Origin of the sequence: Exiguobacterium sp. PvP048 (assembly GCF_040549175.1) — a bacterium.
GTDB classification, from domain to species: domain Bacteria; phylum Bacillota; class Bacilli; order Exiguobacteriales; family Exiguobacteriaceae; genus Exiguobacterium_A; species Exiguobacterium_A artemiae.
This window is the reverse complement of the sequence record NZ_JBEPSU010000002.1, coordinates 100911-116943: the sequence shown is the minus strand read 5'-3', so window position 1 is coordinate 116943 and position 16033 is coordinate 100911. Positions and strand designations below refer to the sequence as shown.

The following is a 16033-nucleotide window of genomic DNA, read 5'->3' as shown; positions in this document are numbered from 1 at the left end:
TATCTGTCTGATTTCCATCTTCGTTCAGTGTTTAGTTACTTCGTTATTTCACGGTAAACGTCCAATAAATGGTGTTTTTCTTTATCCCAGTTGTATTTCCGGCGCGCCTGCTTTGTCCGTTCTTTCATCGCCTGACGCAAGCCGTCTTCCTCGACGATTTGGTTCACAGCGACAGCAATCGCTTCCGGGGATTCAACGTCAACGAGTAATCCGACGCCTTCCGTTTCGACGACACGCCGAATTTCCGGTAAATCCGCCGCAACGACCGGCACGAGTGCCGCCATGTATTCAAACAGCTTATTCGAAGAAGCCGAATAGTGATTAAAGCAGATGTTTTGCAGAACTTGAAAACCGACCGTCGCAGCCGCCGTATAACTCGGCAGTTGATCAAGCGGTACTTTATCAATAAAATGGATCCGCTCCCGTTCCGGGGACCGTGCCGCCAACTCCTGAAGCCGCGGTTTGATTTTTCCGTCTCCAACAAACAGCAAAGTCCCACGCCGGACAAACGGCATCGCTTCAATCAGTCGCTCAAGTCCCCGCCCTTCCTGAATACCGCCTTGGTACAGCAAAATGGGTTCGTCCTCCTTGATGCCGATTTCTTGATGTACGGATCGCGGTTGTGGTACTTCTTCGTGATAAAACGGATAATTATGCAGGACAGCCGGCCATTCGCCATAAAGTGATGCGTGGTAGTCTGCCCGTGTGTCATTTTCAACCATCGTTCGATCAACAAACCGTAACAAGTAACGCTCAAACAACCCCTGTCCTTTTCCGTAACCTGTCCGGTCGGTCTGCACTTCATGCGAATCGTAAACGATCTTCGCCCCTCTTGCGGAAAAAATCGCTTGAGGCAACGTGTTTAAATCGTTCGCATGCATGATATCGTACGTGTGTTTGCGAGCCGCCCGCGTCATGCGGATGATTCCAAAGCTATTGTACAGTGCATAGCGGACAAACCGGCTTTTCTGTAAGAGAAACAGTAGCACCAAGACCGGAATCAGCCATGGAAACAGCAAGAACACGCCTGCGCCGGCCATCAGCGTAAGAGGATTACGCTTCCGGATCCGGCGCAGCACGGATTCAAGTGGAGGTGTCCGATCGATTCGAAGAATCTGAAAACCTGCCGGGTGTCGTTCGAGTTTCGGCAAGCTCCCATCATTCAGGCAATACAGATCAACGTGATACCCGGCTTCCGAAAGCGCCGTACATTCCCGTAAAACACGCGCATCGTTCGTAAACGTATTCCAAACAAACATTCCGACCCGCTTCATTTACTCACCCCTAATACTCGAAGATCGGTTTGACGAATCGCCTCAAACAACCGCTCCTGATTTTGTTCCCAGTCAAAGTGCGCCTGGACATACTTCACACCGGACTGCCCCATGGCACTGCGTGCTTCGGGATGTTCAGCCAAGTACCGGATATGCTCGACGATCTTTTCACGACTCCGCTCGCGGGAGACAAAGCCCGCTCCCGCATCTTCAATAACTTTGGCGGCATGCCCCGAGACGGCTCCGACAATCGCACACCCCATCGCCATGTAGTCGATGATTTTCCCTGGTGTCACCGTGTCGAACGCTGTACTCTCGACCAACGTCGCAAAGGCGATGTCACTCTTGGCCAATTGTTTCAGCGCATCCCATCGTGGCATCGCGTTCATGAAGTGAATGTTCGTCAGCCCCCGCTCGAGAACATGGGCTTCGAATTTTTCCTTGTGATACCCGTATCCGACGACATGGAATTCAATGTGTTTATCCTCTTTTAGTTGTTCCGCGACATCAAGTAGTAAAAAAACATCCTGCGCCAGACCGATGTTGCCGGTGTAGACGACACGGACCTGCTCCGATACTTTCCGCCGTTTAATCAACCATTCATTTTCCTCAATCGAATTCGGGATGTAGTGAATCTTCTCTGGTGCAATCCCTTTCTTTTCGATATACGAACGAAACCCTTCACTGTTGATGACGATTTGATCGGCTTGGCGGTACATCCATTTTTCCAGCCAATAGAGTGGCGCAAGCAACAACCGTGATTTCGTAATCCCGACTCCGACCAGTGATTCCGGCCATAAGTCGCGAACGTCCAGAATCAGCGGTGCTTTTTTCAGGTGTTTGGCAACGACTCCGACAAGACCCATGAAGATCGACGGCGTCGTCGCATAGATGTAAGCGTATTGTTTAGTATCGTGCCGTACTTCCTGGACTGCCAGGACAAATTGTTCAATGAACAAACGGAGTCTGCGCCATAAATTCGTCGTCGCCCGAAGATCACGCGGTTGAATTCGGGTAATCTTCGCAGCATCCAGACTCGGTTCGTCCCAAAACATGGCATCCGTGTACAGTTCAGCTGTCGGATAGAGTGGTTCCGACGTCAAGACGTGGACCTCACTCCCCTGTTGCTCCATCCGTTTGAAGATATTTTTCATCCGGTTCGCAGCACTCCCGATCTCCGGATAAAAATTTTGACAAATCATCAGAACGTTCATCGTCTCCGGGCCCGTCGCTTCTTTACGTTTCGTCTGAATTTCCAGTAACGGATGACGACTTTTCCGAGCTTTGAATTTGCGAGTGACCGGTACTTTGATTTCCATTCTGCATTCGCCTCCAAGACATCCAGATTCGACACAAGCGCCCCTTCGTATCGCGCGAGCACCATTTGATACTGCTGCGTCAGCAACTCAATTTCGTCTTCCTTCTCCGCGAGTTGCCGCGTGAGCTGATCCCGCTCTGACACCAACTCCGCTTGTTCCTGTTCGATGTCCTGCTGTTTTTGCTGCTTCAATTCCCACTTTTTATTCAGTTGCTTCAAGCGGACGATTTCAGTGAGATGCAACCGTTCAACCGCTTCAAAAGCTGTTTCGAGCCAACTGACTTCTTGTTCCGTTACCGGGCGTGACGGTTGTTTCTCCGGATGAAGCGTCAACGTCACACCGAGCCATTTATCGATGCGTTCCAACTGCTCAATCGTCCCGTATGGTGTCAATTGTTCCAGCAGATGCTGTAAATAATACGTCCGTTTATGATCGGCATAATCGTTCACGCCGAATGGAACGGTCACGACGAGCCGACCACCGGGTTTTAAGAACGCACAGGCTTTTTCGACAAACCGCTCCGGTTCCCCGATATGTTCTAAGACTTCCGTCATCAATACCGTGTCGAATCGTTGGGACGTTTGGAAGGTCATCAGATTGGCTTCTTCCAATTGAATCAATTCTTGAACGGAGTGTGCTTCTTCTCTTAGTGCCGCCGTCGCTTCCACGATTGCTTCCGGCGAGACATCGATACCGACTACCTGCTTGCCTTCGCGCCCGAGCAAAATCGGAACCAGTCCACCGGAACAGCCGATATCGAGAATTTGACTGCCTTTTGTTTCCCGGACGATCCAGTGGACCCGAGACCGGACCTTTTTCCCGAATGCGACGCCGAGTTGATCATAATAAGCGGCCCGAATTTCATCTTTCGGTCGCATCATCTGTTTTGTCTGCATCATCTGACCTCCTCCAGTAACAATGTTTGAATCGCATCCGTCCGTTTCATGTCCGCCAACTCCACGAATTGACGGATCAGCGGGTTCGTCAGGTTCATTGGTTCATAAAAAGCAACAATCATACGCAGTAATGCGACACTCGGGGCAAAATCCTTGTCGCTGCAATACCGAAGCTTCACTAAATACCAGTGTTCAAAGAAATGCTCAAAACGTGTTGTCTTATACGCATCGAGCACACCGTAACGGGCAAATTTCTCTGCCCGTGCCTTTTCCCGGACAACACTTCGTTCGAAGAAACGAACCGTCAAGGAGTTGACGGTTGAACCGGCAACCGCGGCATAGTAATAATGGATGACACGATTTACGAGCAAGACACGATTTGCGTGCAACATCATCTCTTGGAAAAACAGGGAATCTTGTCCGACGGCACCTACCACCTGCTCCAGCTGATGTTCCTGCAGAAAACGTCGGTTGACGACCAGCGCCTGAATACTTTGAACGGAAAAGCGATTTTCCAATAAGTAGGCTTTCGGTTGATCACACCCCGTCCGTCCTTGTTTACGAATCTTCGGCAACGCAATGATGCTTGTTTTTTCCGCCAGTTTCTTCATGTGGCCGACAGCAAAGTCGAGTGTCGGATCTTGATCCAACTCAGCCAACAGTTCGGCATACCGGTCACTCAAGACTTCATTATCAGGATCAAGGAAAGCGATCCGTTCCGAGCGCGCCAGTTCAACCCCTTTGTTGCGCGGACGTGACGCACTGCCGCTGCCGCCCGTCGGAAACAGATAGGTCACGACATTCCCGTGACGTCGTGCCAGGCGGTCAATCGCTTGGCGGGTGAATCGATCCGTCGATCCATCGTCGACCAAGATAATTTCCGACTCTTCAAACCGATCCATCCGTTTGAGGCTGGCAAAACATTTATACGTCAAATGCCTGCCATTGTTGAAGATCGGGACGATGACAGACAGCACAGGAGCCTTGACCATTGCGGTGCCACCACCTTCGTTCCACTCCAGCGCGTCCAGGAACAAAGTCTTTCCCTCAATCTTTCCTTCGGAGAACTGCTCATACGGGAACGCTTCACGCCAAATCATGGCGTTCACTGTCGACCCTTCCGCTTCCCGGATTACAAAATGAGCTTCTTCAGTCCGCGTTTTGCGGGTGATTGACACATCACTGTATTTGAACCCGTTCACCAAATCTTCCAAGTAGTACTCTCCGTATGATTCAGCCCCGTCGAGCACAGTGACGAGATCGGCTGAGACATAAAGCGCTCCGGTCAACTCTGATTCGTGACAAATTACATCAGCGGTGATTGATTGACTTGCGAGCAGTTGTTCAAGTTCCGGCGTCGCATTGCGTAAGACGACGAGAAGCGTCCGTTTGACCGGCGGCATGTCCAGTTGCAGAAGCCGCGTCAATTGATCAATCCGGTCATAGACCGTATGCAACGACATGACAGAACGAATGCCTTCAGCCCGGAGTCGATCAATCTCCTCTTGTGTCGTCCGCTCTAGAATCGCCTGTACTTCTTGGTGGTCATGGATGGTAAAGACGTTCGGGAAATCGTTATTGACGGCGATACTGTAGTTCGACAAAATCAGATTGCCGAGCGCTTGTGATTCATAGACCCGACGCGCACACATCGTCTTGCTGTACTTGATACTGTTTAGATTCAACACCCAGTCATAACATTTACTGACCTGTTGCAATGCGTCATAGGGAATCGCAGGAGCCACACGCGGGACGTAACGTTCCGGAAAATGATAGTCCGGTAGATTTAACTGATAGTTCCGGTCAACGATATCGAGTGTATGATCTGAGCGTAAGACACCATCAAATAACATCTCCGTATCTTTGACACGCTCCGGATATTTCGCCATCCAGCTGCCGGCAAACAGCACGTGTTTTTTGCGGCTTCGCGTCGCTCCGACCGGATTGTGGATGATCGGATTAACACCAAACGACGTTGCTTCAATCCGGTCGTGTCCACAGAGTACTTGGTATTCCGGAATCATCGCTTCGTCTGATGTTAAAATATAGTCGGCAACTTTCGCCAGATCACTGAACCGGTCAAAATTGCTCGGATCTTCCGTCGACTGGAAAACGACCGGGATTCCTTTTGCTTTCACCTGCTCCATCATGTCGAGCAAACGCTGCCGTTTTTTAGAAGTCGGCGTCGCGACTCCTTTCCAATCATCACCGTGTAGACCTTTCCAGGACGTGACGACGAGAAAGAGATCAATCGGCTTTTCAAAGACGTCCGTAAACGTTGCCGGATTAACATAATGTAAATGTAACGCGTCCTGATAGTAGGCATGCATGAACTCTGAGCACACGATCGCCACCTCAAGCGGACGGCGTTCATAATAACGTGAACCGCCCGTCACAGGGATGTCTTCGTACGCAATCTCTTTCAGCAACTCCCTGTTGCTGTCTTGATGGTAACGCTTCGTTTTGGCTTCGAGTGGGGATGACTTAGGGCGAACCGTCGTTTTCATCCGCAAGACATCGAGTTGTTTTAGTCCCTCGATGGACGCACGGTTTGCTGCCGGTGCGGATTGGATTCGCTTCTGTTCAGTCCGCACCCAGTTTAATTGTTCAATGATACTTTTTTTCCACTTTTGTTCACTCACACGTATACACCCTTCCTTCATTCATCTCTGTTTCAGTCTACGAGACCAGTTCAAAGAGGACTTAAAGGTCATGCAAGGTTTTTGTAAAGAGTTGATGAAGCAATTGTCCTTTTTCCTTACATTCACCATCAAATGAAGAGGAGTTTGCGTGGAGTCGAGTTTGTTCGTATCTTGTTTTGCTACAAAACCTCAATCTCATCAAAGTGTCCGTTTCGTTTTTAGAATCGATAATTCGGGTACATATAAAATATCGAATACAAGGGGGATAAACACTCATGATGGATAAAAAACAAGATACACCAAACGAAACAGCGGATGTCGGCTTACATCCGGATCCAGAACCAGCCAAAACATCTGATCCAGGAATCAAACCGGCCGAAACACAACATCCGGATCCTGATGTCGAAGAATTAAAAAAAGATCCTGCTGATCAATAAATTCAAGCACAAAAAAGGTGTTGCTCTCCGCTCAGGAAAGCAACACCTTTTTGACGTACTCTTATAATTTGACCAACAGTTTTCCCGTGTTCGACCCGTCAAACAGACCAAGAAAGGCGTCCGGGACTTGTTCAAACCCTTCAAATATCGTTTCTTCGTACTTCAACTCACCATTGCTGACCCATTTACCAAGTTGTTCCGCTGCTTCTTTAAACCGTTTGCCATAGTCTCCGACCAAGAAACCTTGCATCCGTGCGCGCGCAATGATCAATTTCGATTGGACCCGTGGACCTAAATCCGCCTGTTCGTTATAGCCGGAAATCGCCCCACAGACTGGAATACGGGCAAAAGGATTCAATCGATCAAGAACGGCATCCCCGATTGCACCGCCTACATTTTCAAAGTAGACATCGATCCCGTCCGGACAAGTCCGATCTAAGGCTTCGCCGATCTGCTCCGTTTTGTAATTGATGACTTCATCAAATCCAAGTTCCTCTTTTAGATACTGAATCTTTTCAGCACTTCCAGCAATCCCGACGACTCGTGCGCCTTTAATTTTAGCGATTTGACCAACAATTGATCCAACGGCTCCTGCTGCTGCCGAGACGACGACCGTTTCGCCAGATTGCGGGTTCCCGATGTCGAGCAGACCGAAGTAAGCGGTCATACCTGTCATTCCGAGCACACCCAGTGCCGTTGAGACAGGCGCCAATGTTGCATCGATTTTACGGACTTGTTTTGCATCGACCACGGATTTCGTCGCCCAGTCGAGCATTCCGACAACGGTGTCACCCACTGTTAACAGATCACTTGTTGATTCAACGACCCGCGCGACGACACCACCTTGGATGGGTGCATCCAGGTCGAATGGTTGCGAGTAAGAACGTGCATCATTCATTCGCCCGCGCATATAAGGATCGACTGAGATATAGAGCGTCTCTACTAAAACTTGATCCGCTTTTAAGGCGTCCAATTCGATCGTCTCATAACGGAACGTGTCCCGTGTTGGACGTCCCTCTGGTCTGCTGGCTAATACGATTTGTTGTTCTGACATAACTGTTCCCTCCCCGATTTTTTACCTCTCCACTCTAGCAGTCCTTTTGTTTCAGTGCGAATAGTTTGCTTTTATTTTTTCAGGAAATTCCATTTTCTGCTTGACGTTTTGAACGCTCTTTCGTATGATTAAACACAATTCATCACTTTTATACTGTTATGCATAAAAGCGATACATAAGGAGTGAATTTAGTTGAATACGACCTTAAAACGTTTTGACCGCCAATTCGGTGTCCATGTCTTAAACGGACTCAGTATCGGCATCTTAGTTGCTCTTATCCCGGGAGCGTTGCTTGGTGAACTTGCCAAAGCCTTGCTTCCCTATTTTTCTCCTGCGCAACATATCATCGACTCGACTGCTCTTGCGATGCGGCTCTTGCCGATGGTCATCGGTGTCGCCGTTGCCATGCAGTTCAAGGCAACCCCGATTGAAGCGACCTCGATTGGTCTTGCGACTGTCGTCGGATCCGGTGTCGCAAACCGAACCGAGACCGCCGGTTACTTATTCATCGGAACCGGTGATGTCATCAATGCCGGATTGACAGCCGCAGTCGCAACTGCCCTCGTCATCTGGCTCGGAAATCGTTTTAAGACGTATACGGTTCTCGTCATTCCAACCTTAATCATCGTCGGAGCCGGCGGAATCGGTGTCCTGACCTATCCGTTTGTCACGAAGATCACAGCCACGATCGGTCAAGTGATTACACACTTTACCGTTCTTCAACCGGTGTTGATGGGCATTGCCTTAGCCGTTACTTTTTCGGTCCTCATCGTATCACCGCTTTCGACGGTCGGGATTGCAACAGCCATCAGTTTATCCGGTGTTGCAGCAGGAGCCGCTAACCTTGGTGTTTGTGCAGCAGGTTTCGGACTCGCGATTGCCGGGTGGCAGGCCAATTCCCGCGGCACGTCCATCGCTCATTTTTTAGGCTCTCCTAAAATTCAAATGGCGAATTTCATTCGCAATCCGATCATGATTCTGCCCGTCATGTGCAGCGCCGCCGTACTTGGCGGACTCGCAGGTGTACTCGGTATTCAAGGAACCCCCTTCAGTGCCGGATTCGGTATGTCGGGTCTGATTGGTCCAATCAATGCGCTTCACTTGATGGCAGGAGGATGGACGTGGATCAATATTTCGCTTGTCTTCGGACTGTTTATTGTTTTGCCGGTGATCCTGTGTCTTCTGTTCCATCAGCTCTTCCGCCGTTTTCGTCCTTGGACGAATCACGAGCAGTACCGACTTGATTTTGATTAACTAAAAAAACAAGCAGACGCTGACTCATCAGCGCTGCTTGTTTTTTGCTCATTCCGTTATACAAACTTCAACAAATCAAGCGGTGTCTCCAGCTGATGATCAGCCGTCTTCCATTCTTGTTCTGTTCCAAAACCGAAGCAACAAATCGCTACCGGCATATTTTGTAGTCTGGCCGCCTCAACGTCCGACGAACGGTCGCCGACCATCAGATAGTCGACCTCGCCAAACTCTTCACGATGTGCGGCTAAAATGTCTGCTTTTTGTTTCCCGTTCACCGACTCCAAACATTTTGGACTTGTAAAATAAGATCGAATGTTTTGGCTGTCGAGAACAAGATTTAAATAATGTACCCCGCAATTGCTTGCTGTTGATACGATATGTCCCTGATTCGTCAATTGTTCCAATAATTCTCGAATGCCATCAAACAGAACATCTTGATTCTGCATCGTTTGCTCCAAGTGATGATGACGTTTTCTGCGAATCTCTTTAATGTCGTTTTCAGAAGCATCCGGGATTGCTTTTCTCCAAAAAGCATTACCCGCCAAACCATAACTCGACTGGACACTTGCTTTGGATGGTTTGACCAGATGCGGCATATCTTCCATCGCAAGATGAATTGCCTCTGTCATCTGATCGGTCGAGTCGATCAATGTACCGTCAATATCAAATAAAATCACTGCCATGTGAACACTCCTCTATTTTTTAGATATACCTTGTTTTTTCATGAGCGTTTTTTTTCGGAAATACAGATAACCTGCACCAAATACGATGAGACCGATTATCCAGGGAAGGTAATGGTGGAATTCAGGATGCCGCCCCATCATGCCATGTCCAAGTTTCTTTCCGCCCCAGATAAAAAAAGCGGACCACATAAAAAAAGAAATCGTCGTCGCAATCGTAAAAGTGAGACGCGAGACACCGGTCAACCCTGCCCCTATCGCAAATCCCATCCGCCACATCGGTGACAGCAATAAGATGAAACGACCGCGCGTATCCATTTGACGTTGGAATCGCACCATCTTCGTTTCAGAAATACGAAACCATCTAAAAATTCGTTTTAGTAAACGGTCACTTCCGAGACGCCCGATTGTAAAGAAAATATTTTGACTGATCACAAAACTCATGACGGCCACGATCAACATGACAATCAGGTTAAACTCCGTTGTGTGGACCAGATAGCCTGCATACGCAAGCGGCACTTCACTCGGTAAAAAGGGAAACATCAAACTCAACATGATTCCAAAATAACCGTATGATTCAATCCATGAATGCCAAGCCATTCCATACCTCCTTCCCCAAAAAGTTTCTCTGCTTCTAGTGTAACGAACTTTCAAGGACGCGTACAGAAATTACGTTTTTGTTTCCTGCAAAACAAGAGCTAGTTTCGATTGACCGCAAGTACATGAAACGAGGACTTTCATCCAAACGAAAACAGAAGGCGGATTCAAAATCCACCTTCTGTTTTATATGAGGACCAACTGTCTCAGTCCGGTTGTCTCATGAAATTAGTAAGCATCCTCACTTTGAAGCGGCTGCGTACTTGCTTTTTGTTGCTCATCCTGCCAATCACTGAATCGTGTCAACTCTTCGAAAATCGTTTTCGTCACGAACAGGATGATGGCGATATCATCAGCAAATCCGAAACCTAACACAAAGTCCGGCACTAAATCGATCGGTGAAACGAGATAAATCAAGGCCCCGATTACTTTCAAAATCGTCGTCCGGCGAATATTTCGGTATTCACCGGATTGATAGGCACGAACCATATCGATAAATAAACGGACGGGAGAAAAAACGACCGATAGCGTCGAATTTTTATTTATTTTTTCACTTGCACGTCGTAACATCGAATTCGTTTTTTTAGGTTGATTGATATACGCTTTAGCTTCATCTGCATATTTTTCTTGTTCTGTTTCGAGCTTTTGATTTGATAAATCCATCAAAAATCCCCCATTCAACATAATAGTAGCGTTAGCTACCTTTTATGTTCCCTAATGCCTATCTGGATAATCCTTTCTTCAAGGATACAATATGTTTTAATCGATTCATTTTCGGCTATCTGATTATAGCAGTCTTCCCAACTACACATTCCCCAGGAGGAATTTACAATGAATCATATCAATCATACTGTCATCATCACAGGTGCCGCCAATGGCATTGGAGCAACGCTTGCCAAGACTTATGCCAAAGAAGGCGCCACCGTCATTCTTGCCGACATTGACCAAATGACCGGTGACGATCTTGCGGCAGAAATCGAAGCTGACGGCGGGACCGCTTACTTTTATCATCTGGATGTCCAGGATGAAAAAGATGTCAACCTGTTGATTGATAAAGCCATTGAGCATACCGGCCGGATCGATATCGTGATTAACAATGCCGGCATCATGGTGCGCAAGTCGTTACTTGAATTAGAGCTTGAGGAATGGGACCGTGTCCAACATACCAATCTGCGGAGCATCTTTTTAACGACAAAAGCCGCGGCGCCTTATCTGAAGAAAAACCCAGCAGGCGGACGGATTGTCAATCTGGCCTCCACCCGCGCGTTCATGTCCGAGCCGGATACGGAATCTTACGCGGCTACCAAAGGCGGCATTGTCGCGTTGACGCATGCTTTAGCCGTTTCTTTAGGACCCGATCGGATTTTAGTTAATGCGATTGCACCCGGTTGGATTGAAACCGGAAATTACCATGAACTTTCACCGGAAGACCACAGCCAGCATCCGTCTGGACGAGTCGGGAAACCGGAAGATGTTGCCCGGGCTGCTTTGTTTTTAACGAATCCCGATAACGACTTCTTAACGGGAGAAACGTTGGTTCTTGACGGCGGAATGACACGAAAAATGATCTACGAAGAATAAATTAAAACTAGTTTGCATATCCTGTTTCTTGATTCATTAAACCTGTACTTTTATTCCTCTTCTTCATATTACAAAAACATATCAGCTCTTTTTTAGAAGTGAATCCTTGGATTCACTTTTTTTATTGTGTCTTCTTTCCCGGATTATCAACGGTTCTCTCACTTTTTTGAAAGTGTCTAAAAAATAATTTACATAAAGAATCTCGATCACCTGATAATTTCCATATAATATTTTTAACGAAACTGTAACGGTGATTCCCGTCATTTCTTGTTAGAGTAGAACAGGTAACATTTCAGAATATGTATCTGAATTCAGGAAGGAATGATTGATTCAACTATGAAATCATCTTTAAAACAAACACTCGGTCTCTCACTGATGACGATGACCTTACTTTTCAGCCCACTTGTCCACCCCGTCGGTGCAGCAAGTTCTTATAAGGAAAAACAGCAGCAAAATCAACAACAGCAGTCCAAGCAAAAGCAAGCCCTCTCGAAAAAGACCACCCAACTGTCCAAAGCACAGCAAAAAGTCTATGCGCTCGATCAACAGATTAATGGACTGACGTTGCAGGTCGTCGAAAACCAACAAAAAATTGATCAAAACCGTCAGCAGATTAAACGATTGGAACAAAAAATCGATGCCTTACGCGAAAAAATCAGCAAGCAGGAAAAAATGCTCGGAGATCGTTTAGCTGTCCGACAAGCAAAAGCAGATGACGATCCATTTCTCGAGGCTGTTTTTGGCGCTAAAGATGTCGGAGATATGATCAGCCGTTTTAATGCTTTTAATACGATTGCCGAAAGCGATGCTTCTTTATTAAAAGATTACGAACAAAACAAACATCAATTGGCACTGGCTCAAAAAGAATTAAAACAAACACGTATTGATTTGATTGAGGATCGTACTCTTCTAAAAAAGAAACAGCGTGAATTAAAAGTAGAAAAGATTAAACGAACGGCCTTACTGAATCGATTAAAATCAGAAAAACGTTCCATCGAAACTAACATCTTGAGCTTAAAAGATGCTGCCGCTCAACTGAAGGCGCAGGAAGCTGCTGCCCGTTCAGCCGCTCGAGCTGCACGATTAGCCGAAAAACAAGCAGCCGCGCAATCGGCGCAACCTGCTTCTGTTACAAAAGCAAGCACAAAAGTCCTTTCAAAAGCGACAGGCAAGTTCATCAAACCGGCTGCCGGCTCCATTTCACAAGGAATGGGCGCTGCCAGTGGAAGTAACGGATACGCGTACCATAACGGGATTGACTTTGCCGGACCACTGAACTCCCCGGTCGTTGCTTCCGCAAGCGGAACCGTCATCCTGGCAAGCTCCGGCGGGCCTTACGGTAATCACGTCTATCTCTCGCACAACATCGGTGGAAAAACGTATACGACCGTTTATGCGCATATGAATTCTCTGACCGTCAAACAAGGTCAACAGGTGAAACAGGGACAACAAATCGGTAACCTTGGCAGTACCGGAAATTCAACCGGTCCCCACCTTCACTTTGAGATTCATGACGGTGGGTATCAGTATAATGCCAAAGGCCGGACAAACGAATTGAATCCAAGTGACTTCTTCTAAGCATACTTGACGAAAACCCCTTCAACGGACTGACTCGCTGAGGGGGTTTTGCTGTTTGTTCATATTACAGTTTAAACTGGCTGGTTTGTTGATCCAGTGAAGTCGTTGTTTGTTCCAGTTCCAGCATCAGTTGATGAATTTGTTCGAATGATGCTTGCTGATCGCGCATCGACGCCGCCACTTCTTCGTTCCCGGCGGCTAATTCTTCCATCACGCCACTGACTGAGCTGACTTGATTCACGACCTGATTCGCTTGGTCTTTTGACTGAAGTAACTGTGTCGTCATGAACTGGACGGCTTCCGTTACATCCGTCACGTGACCACGGGTTTCCTCGAATGCCGATGTCACCTCAGCAAAGTTTTGAACCTGATGTGCTTGCTCCTTTTCAGATTGAAGCAATGCTTCCTGCAAAATCGCTCCGTCTGCCCGAATCGAACGAACGAGTGAAAAGATGGAACGGGTCGCTTGATGGGTTTCGTCCGCTAACTTCTTCACTTCACTCGCCACGACGGCAAAACCACGTCCTGCTTCTCCTGCCCGTGCCGCTTCGATGGCCGCGTTTAATGACAGTAAATTCGTTTGCGCCGAGACACTTGAGACAAGTTGCGCCATCTGTTCGATTTGCTGCGTTTGTTGTAAGAATCCGGCTAGCTTGCGACCGAGTTCCTGATTTTGAAGTGTCGCTGCCGCGAGTGATTCCGCTTGTTCCTGCATGATGGTTGCACTTTTCCCCATCGTCGTATCCGCCAGTTGACCTTGACTCAATGCTTGTTGCGCCCGTTGTTCACTTTGCTCAAACAATGTGCTCATATCCGTAATGGTACTGACTGTCGTTTGTAAGTCATCCGAGACTGTTTGTGTCCCACTGGCCATTTCATTGATGGCATGTGTCATGTTGCCTGATACTTCGACGATATTGGCATTTTCAGCTGTCGCCTGTTCGCTCATCTGATTGATAGTCGTCGATGTCTGGCTGATCGTTCCGATGACACCATGCAATGTTCCTTGCATCTGGGCAATCGCTGACTCGAGACGACCGATTTCATCCGTCCGTCCCGAGATTTGCAGTTGTTGTGAGACATCTCCTTGCGAAATCTGTTCTGCTGTCTGAACGACTCGGCTGATCGGACGAGTGATACTTCGTGCGAAATACCAATTGTAGAGTGCTAACGCAATTAAAAGCATAAATGTCGCGATTAAAACCGAGCGCGTCAGATTCAATGTCTTATCTTTTGCTTCCTGTTGCAATACATCATAAAATTCACCATTCTTCGTATGTAGCGTGTATAAATCGCTTAATACCCCTTCCACCTGGGCTGCGTGGGAGCGGATTACAATGGGATCAAGCTCATTTAATAATGTCGTCCGCTTCTCTGCTAAGACCGTATACTTCATTTTGGCACGATTCAAATCGGGCTTAAACCGATCGATCAAATACGTTTTTTGTAATGAATCAAGAGCCTTTTCATTTTTTTCACTTAAGGCAAGTGCCTGTTCTTTTTGATTTTCGGATGGCTGACTCGCTAACCGGTTCCAGGCTGCCTGCTCATACAGTAACTTAGTCTCGAGTTCTGAAATCTCGACCAGTTGCTTTCCATAATCCTCGTTGTAGGACTGGATTTGCCGCAGTTCGAATAATGTCCAACCCATCAGGGCGACAACACTGACAATCGTCACGAGTGTCGAAATCAAAAATCGTTGTCGTAACGTCATTGGACCTTCACCTTGCCTTCCAGTATATCTTGTTTCAATTGTTCGAGCCGTTGTAAATCTTTTGCTGAAAAGTCGGCATTCCGAATCGGCGCGAGTTGAATCGCTCCGTCCTTGACGCCTAATACGATTTGACCGACTTGAAGACCCGGCGCTTTGACGCTGTCGCCAATTTTCGTAATCGCAAGATCGACCTGCTTTAACATCGATGTCATGACGGCATCCGGGGCAATCGCCGTTTGATCACTGTCGACACCAATCGCCTTATTTCCTTGTTCTTCTGCTGCCTCAAGAACACCACTGCCGGTCAGTCCTGCTGCCGCAAATAAGACATCCGCCTCTTTTTTCATTTGGGCATTGGCGAGATCACGTCCTTTATCCGGTGCCGCAAAGTCTTCCGCATAATCGACAAGGACACGGATATCTGGATTGACCGCTGTTGCACCGGCTCTGTATCCTTTTTCAAACTTCTCAATGAGCGGTGATTTCATACCGCCGATAAAACCAATCGTTTCACTGTCCGACTGAATCGCCGCTGCTGCTCCTGCCAGGTAACTTCCTTCATCTTCCTTAAATGTCACCGACAGGACGTTCGGCAACTCGGACACCGCATCAATCAGAGCAAATTGCTGTTTGGGATACTGCTTGGCTACCTTCTCCAAGTCCGCCTGTCCCATAAAACCAAGACCGACGACAACGGTCGGATGTTGTTTCGCCAACGTGGCAAATGCCGTTTCATATGATTTTGTTTCACTTAATTCTCTATAATCAATAAACCAGTCTTCTTTTTCACGCAGTAAAGACATACCGCTCATTGCAGCATCGCTGAACGACTGATCCCCTAATCCGACATCGGATAAGACGACTGCCATTTTCCGGCGCTCCTTTACTGCTTGTTCAGGATGATCGATGATACTGCCGCAACCAGCCAGACCGATGGTTAAGGCTAGCATGGACAAACTGAATCGTTTTGACACTTTTCCACTTCCTTCCCTTGTTCTACAATGGAT

At 47.6% G+C, this 16033-nt stretch carries 14 protein-coding genes; 4 read left to right on the top strand and 10 right to left on the bottom strand.

All coding sequences use genetic code 11. The features are described from left to right. Window positions 1-35: 35 nt before the first annotated feature. From ABIC15_RS05100 to ABIC15_RS05085, 4 genes are read right to left on the bottom strand one after another with little or no spacing between them, the layout of a single operon-like run. Complete coding sequence (locus tag ABIC15_RS05100; protein WP_354019908.1) at window positions 36-1274, bottom strand: glycosyltransferase; 1239 nt, start codon at window positions 1272-1274, stop codon at window positions 36-38. Then, window positions 1271-2593, bottom strand: a complete 1323-nt coding sequence (locus ABIC15_RS05095) for a glycosyltransferase family 4 protein (RefSeq protein WP_251135831.1) — start codon at window positions 2591-2593, stop codon at window positions 1271-1273. The genes ABIC15_RS05100 and ABIC15_RS05095 overlap by 4 nt, the downstream gene beginning before the upstream one ends. Continuing rightward, window positions 2485-3492 (bottom strand): methyltransferase domain-containing protein, encoded by a 1008-nt coding sequence (locus ABIC15_RS05090; RefSeq protein ID WP_214765981.1) that lies wholly within the window; start codon window positions 3490-3492, stop codon window positions 2485-2487. The genes ABIC15_RS05095 and ABIC15_RS05090 overlap by 109 nt, the downstream gene beginning before the upstream one ends. Further along, a complete protein-coding gene (locus tag ABIC15_RS05085; protein ID WP_354019906.1) occupies window positions 3489-6131 on the bottom strand; it encodes a glycosyltransferase in 2643 nt (880 codons plus the stop codon). Before ABIC15_RS05085 ends, ABIC15_RS05090 begins: the two co-directional genes overlap by 4 nt. Window positions 6132-6406: 275 nt before the next feature. Between ABIC15_RS05085 and ABIC15_RS05080 the strand changes: the two genes are divergently transcribed. Beyond that, window positions 6407-6568, top strand: a complete 162-nt coding sequence (locus ABIC15_RS05080) for a hypothetical protein (protein ID WP_012369704.1) — start codon at window positions 6407-6409, stop codon at window positions 6566-6568. A 61-nt stretch (window positions 6569-6629) separates the two neighbouring features. Here the strand turns inward: ABIC15_RS05080 and ABIC15_RS05075 are convergent, their stop codons facing one another. Further along, on the bottom strand, window positions 6630-7622 hold the full coding sequence (locus tag ABIC15_RS05075; protein ID WP_012369703.1) for an NADP-dependent oxidoreductase: 993 nt from the start codon (window positions 7620-7622) through the stop codon (window positions 6630-6632). A 192-nt stretch (window positions 7623-7814) separates the two neighbouring features. Here ABIC15_RS05075 and ABIC15_RS05070 point away from each other — a divergent pair, with 192 nt between their 5' ends. After that, a complete protein-coding gene (locus tag ABIC15_RS05070; protein ID WP_354019904.1) occupies window positions 7815-8876 on the top strand; it encodes a PTS sugar transporter subunit IIC in 1062 nt (353 codons plus the stop codon). Between the two features lie 56 nt (window positions 8877-8932). Here the strand turns inward: ABIC15_RS05070 and ABIC15_RS05065 are convergent, their stop codons facing one another. The 3 genes from ABIC15_RS05065 to ABIC15_RS05055 all read right to left on the bottom strand — a co-directional run bounded on the left by ABIC15_RS05065 (window position 8933) and on the right by ABIC15_RS05055 (window position 10816). Beyond that, on the bottom strand, window positions 8933-9559 hold the full coding sequence (locus tag ABIC15_RS05065; RefSeq protein WP_119922466.1) for an HAD family hydrolase: 627 nt from the start codon (window positions 9557-9559) through the stop codon (window positions 8933-8935). A gap of 12 nt (window positions 9560-9571) precedes the next feature. Then, a complete protein-coding gene (locus ABIC15_RS05060; protein WP_354019902.1) occupies window positions 9572-10156 on the bottom strand; it encodes a DedA family protein in 585 nt (194 codons plus the stop codon). A gap of 225 nt (window positions 10157-10381) precedes the next feature. Continuing rightward, complete coding sequence (locus tag ABIC15_RS05055) at window positions 10382-10816, bottom strand: YkvA family protein (RefSeq protein ID WP_354019900.1); 435 nt, start codon at window positions 10814-10816, stop codon at window positions 10382-10384. A gap of 168 nt (window positions 10817-10984) precedes the next feature. On the opposite strand from ABIC15_RS05055, the gene ABIC15_RS05050 reads away from it, so the two are divergent. Both ABIC15_RS05050 and ABIC15_RS05045 read left to right on the top strand, forming a co-directional pair. Continuing rightward, window positions 10985-11734, top strand: a complete 750-nt coding sequence (locus tag ABIC15_RS05050) for an SDR family NAD(P)-dependent oxidoreductase (protein ID WP_318093205.1) — start codon at window positions 10985-10987, stop codon at window positions 11732-11734. Between the two features lie 336 nt (window positions 11735-12070). Continuing rightward, window positions 12071-13312, top strand: a complete 1242-nt coding sequence (locus tag ABIC15_RS05045) for a murein hydrolase activator EnvC family protein (protein ID WP_354019898.1) — start codon at window positions 12071-12073, stop codon at window positions 13310-13312. 64 nt (window positions 13313-13376) lie between these two features. Here ABIC15_RS05045 and ABIC15_RS05040 read toward each other — a convergent pair whose 3' ends face one another. Both ABIC15_RS05040 and ABIC15_RS05035 read right to left on the bottom strand, forming a co-directional pair. Further along, entirely contained in the window at window positions 13377-15026 is a 1650-nt protein-coding gene (locus ABIC15_RS05040) for a methyl-accepting chemotaxis protein (protein ID WP_354019896.1), read from the bottom strand. Beyond that, the gene (locus tag ABIC15_RS05035) at window positions 15023-16000 is read right to left on the bottom strand and encodes a BMP family lipoprotein (protein WP_354019895.1); all 978 of its coding nucleotides are present in this window, start codon (window positions 15998-16000) and stop codon (window positions 15023-15025) included. The genes ABIC15_RS05040 and ABIC15_RS05035 overlap by 4 nt, the downstream gene beginning before the upstream one ends. Window positions 16001-16033: the final 33 nt, after the last annotated feature.

Bases quoted from the DNA above. Each gene is read 5' to 3' on its own strand.
- ABIC15_RS05080 (WP_012369704.1), top strand. From the start codon at position 6,407: ATGATGGATAAAAAACAAGATACACCAAACGAAACAGCGGATGTCGGC.
- ABIC15_RS05100 (WP_354019908.1), bottom strand. From the start codon at position 1,274: ATGAAGCGGGTCGGAATGTTTGTTTGGAATACGTTTACGAACGATGCG.
- ABIC15_RS05065 (WP_119922466.1), bottom strand. From the start codon at position 9,559: ATGGCAGTGATTTTATTTGATATTGACGGTACATTGATCGACTCGACC.
- ABIC15_RS05045 (WP_354019898.1), top strand. From the start codon at position 12,071: ATGAAATCATCTTTAAAACAAACACTCGGTCTCTCACTGATGACGATG.
- ABIC15_RS05095 (WP_251135831.1), bottom strand. From the start codon at position 2,593: ATGGAAATCAAAGTACCGGTCACTCGCAAATTCAAAGCTCGGAAAAGT.
- ABIC15_RS05060 (WP_354019902.1), bottom strand. From the start codon at position 10,156: ATGGCTTGGCATTCATGGATTGAATCATACGGTTATTTTGGAATCATG.
- ABIC15_RS05050 (WP_318093205.1), top strand. From the start codon at position 10,985: ATGAATCATATCAATCATACTGTCATCATCACAGGTGCCGCCAATGGC.
- ABIC15_RS05040 (WP_354019896.1), bottom strand. From the start codon at position 15,026: ATGACGTTACGACAACGATTTTTGATTTCGACACTCGTGACGATTGTC.
- ABIC15_RS05075 (WP_012369703.1), bottom strand. From the start codon at position 7,622: ATGTCAGAACAACAAATCGTATTAGCCAGCAGACCAGAGGGACGTCCA.
- ABIC15_RS05055 (WP_354019900.1), bottom strand. From the start codon at position 10,816: ATGGATTTATCAAATCAAAAGCTCGAAACAGAACAAGAAAAATATGCA.
- ABIC15_RS05090 (WP_214765981.1), bottom strand. From the start codon at position 3,492: ATGATGCAGACAAAACAGATGATGCGACCGAAAGATGAAATTCGGGCC.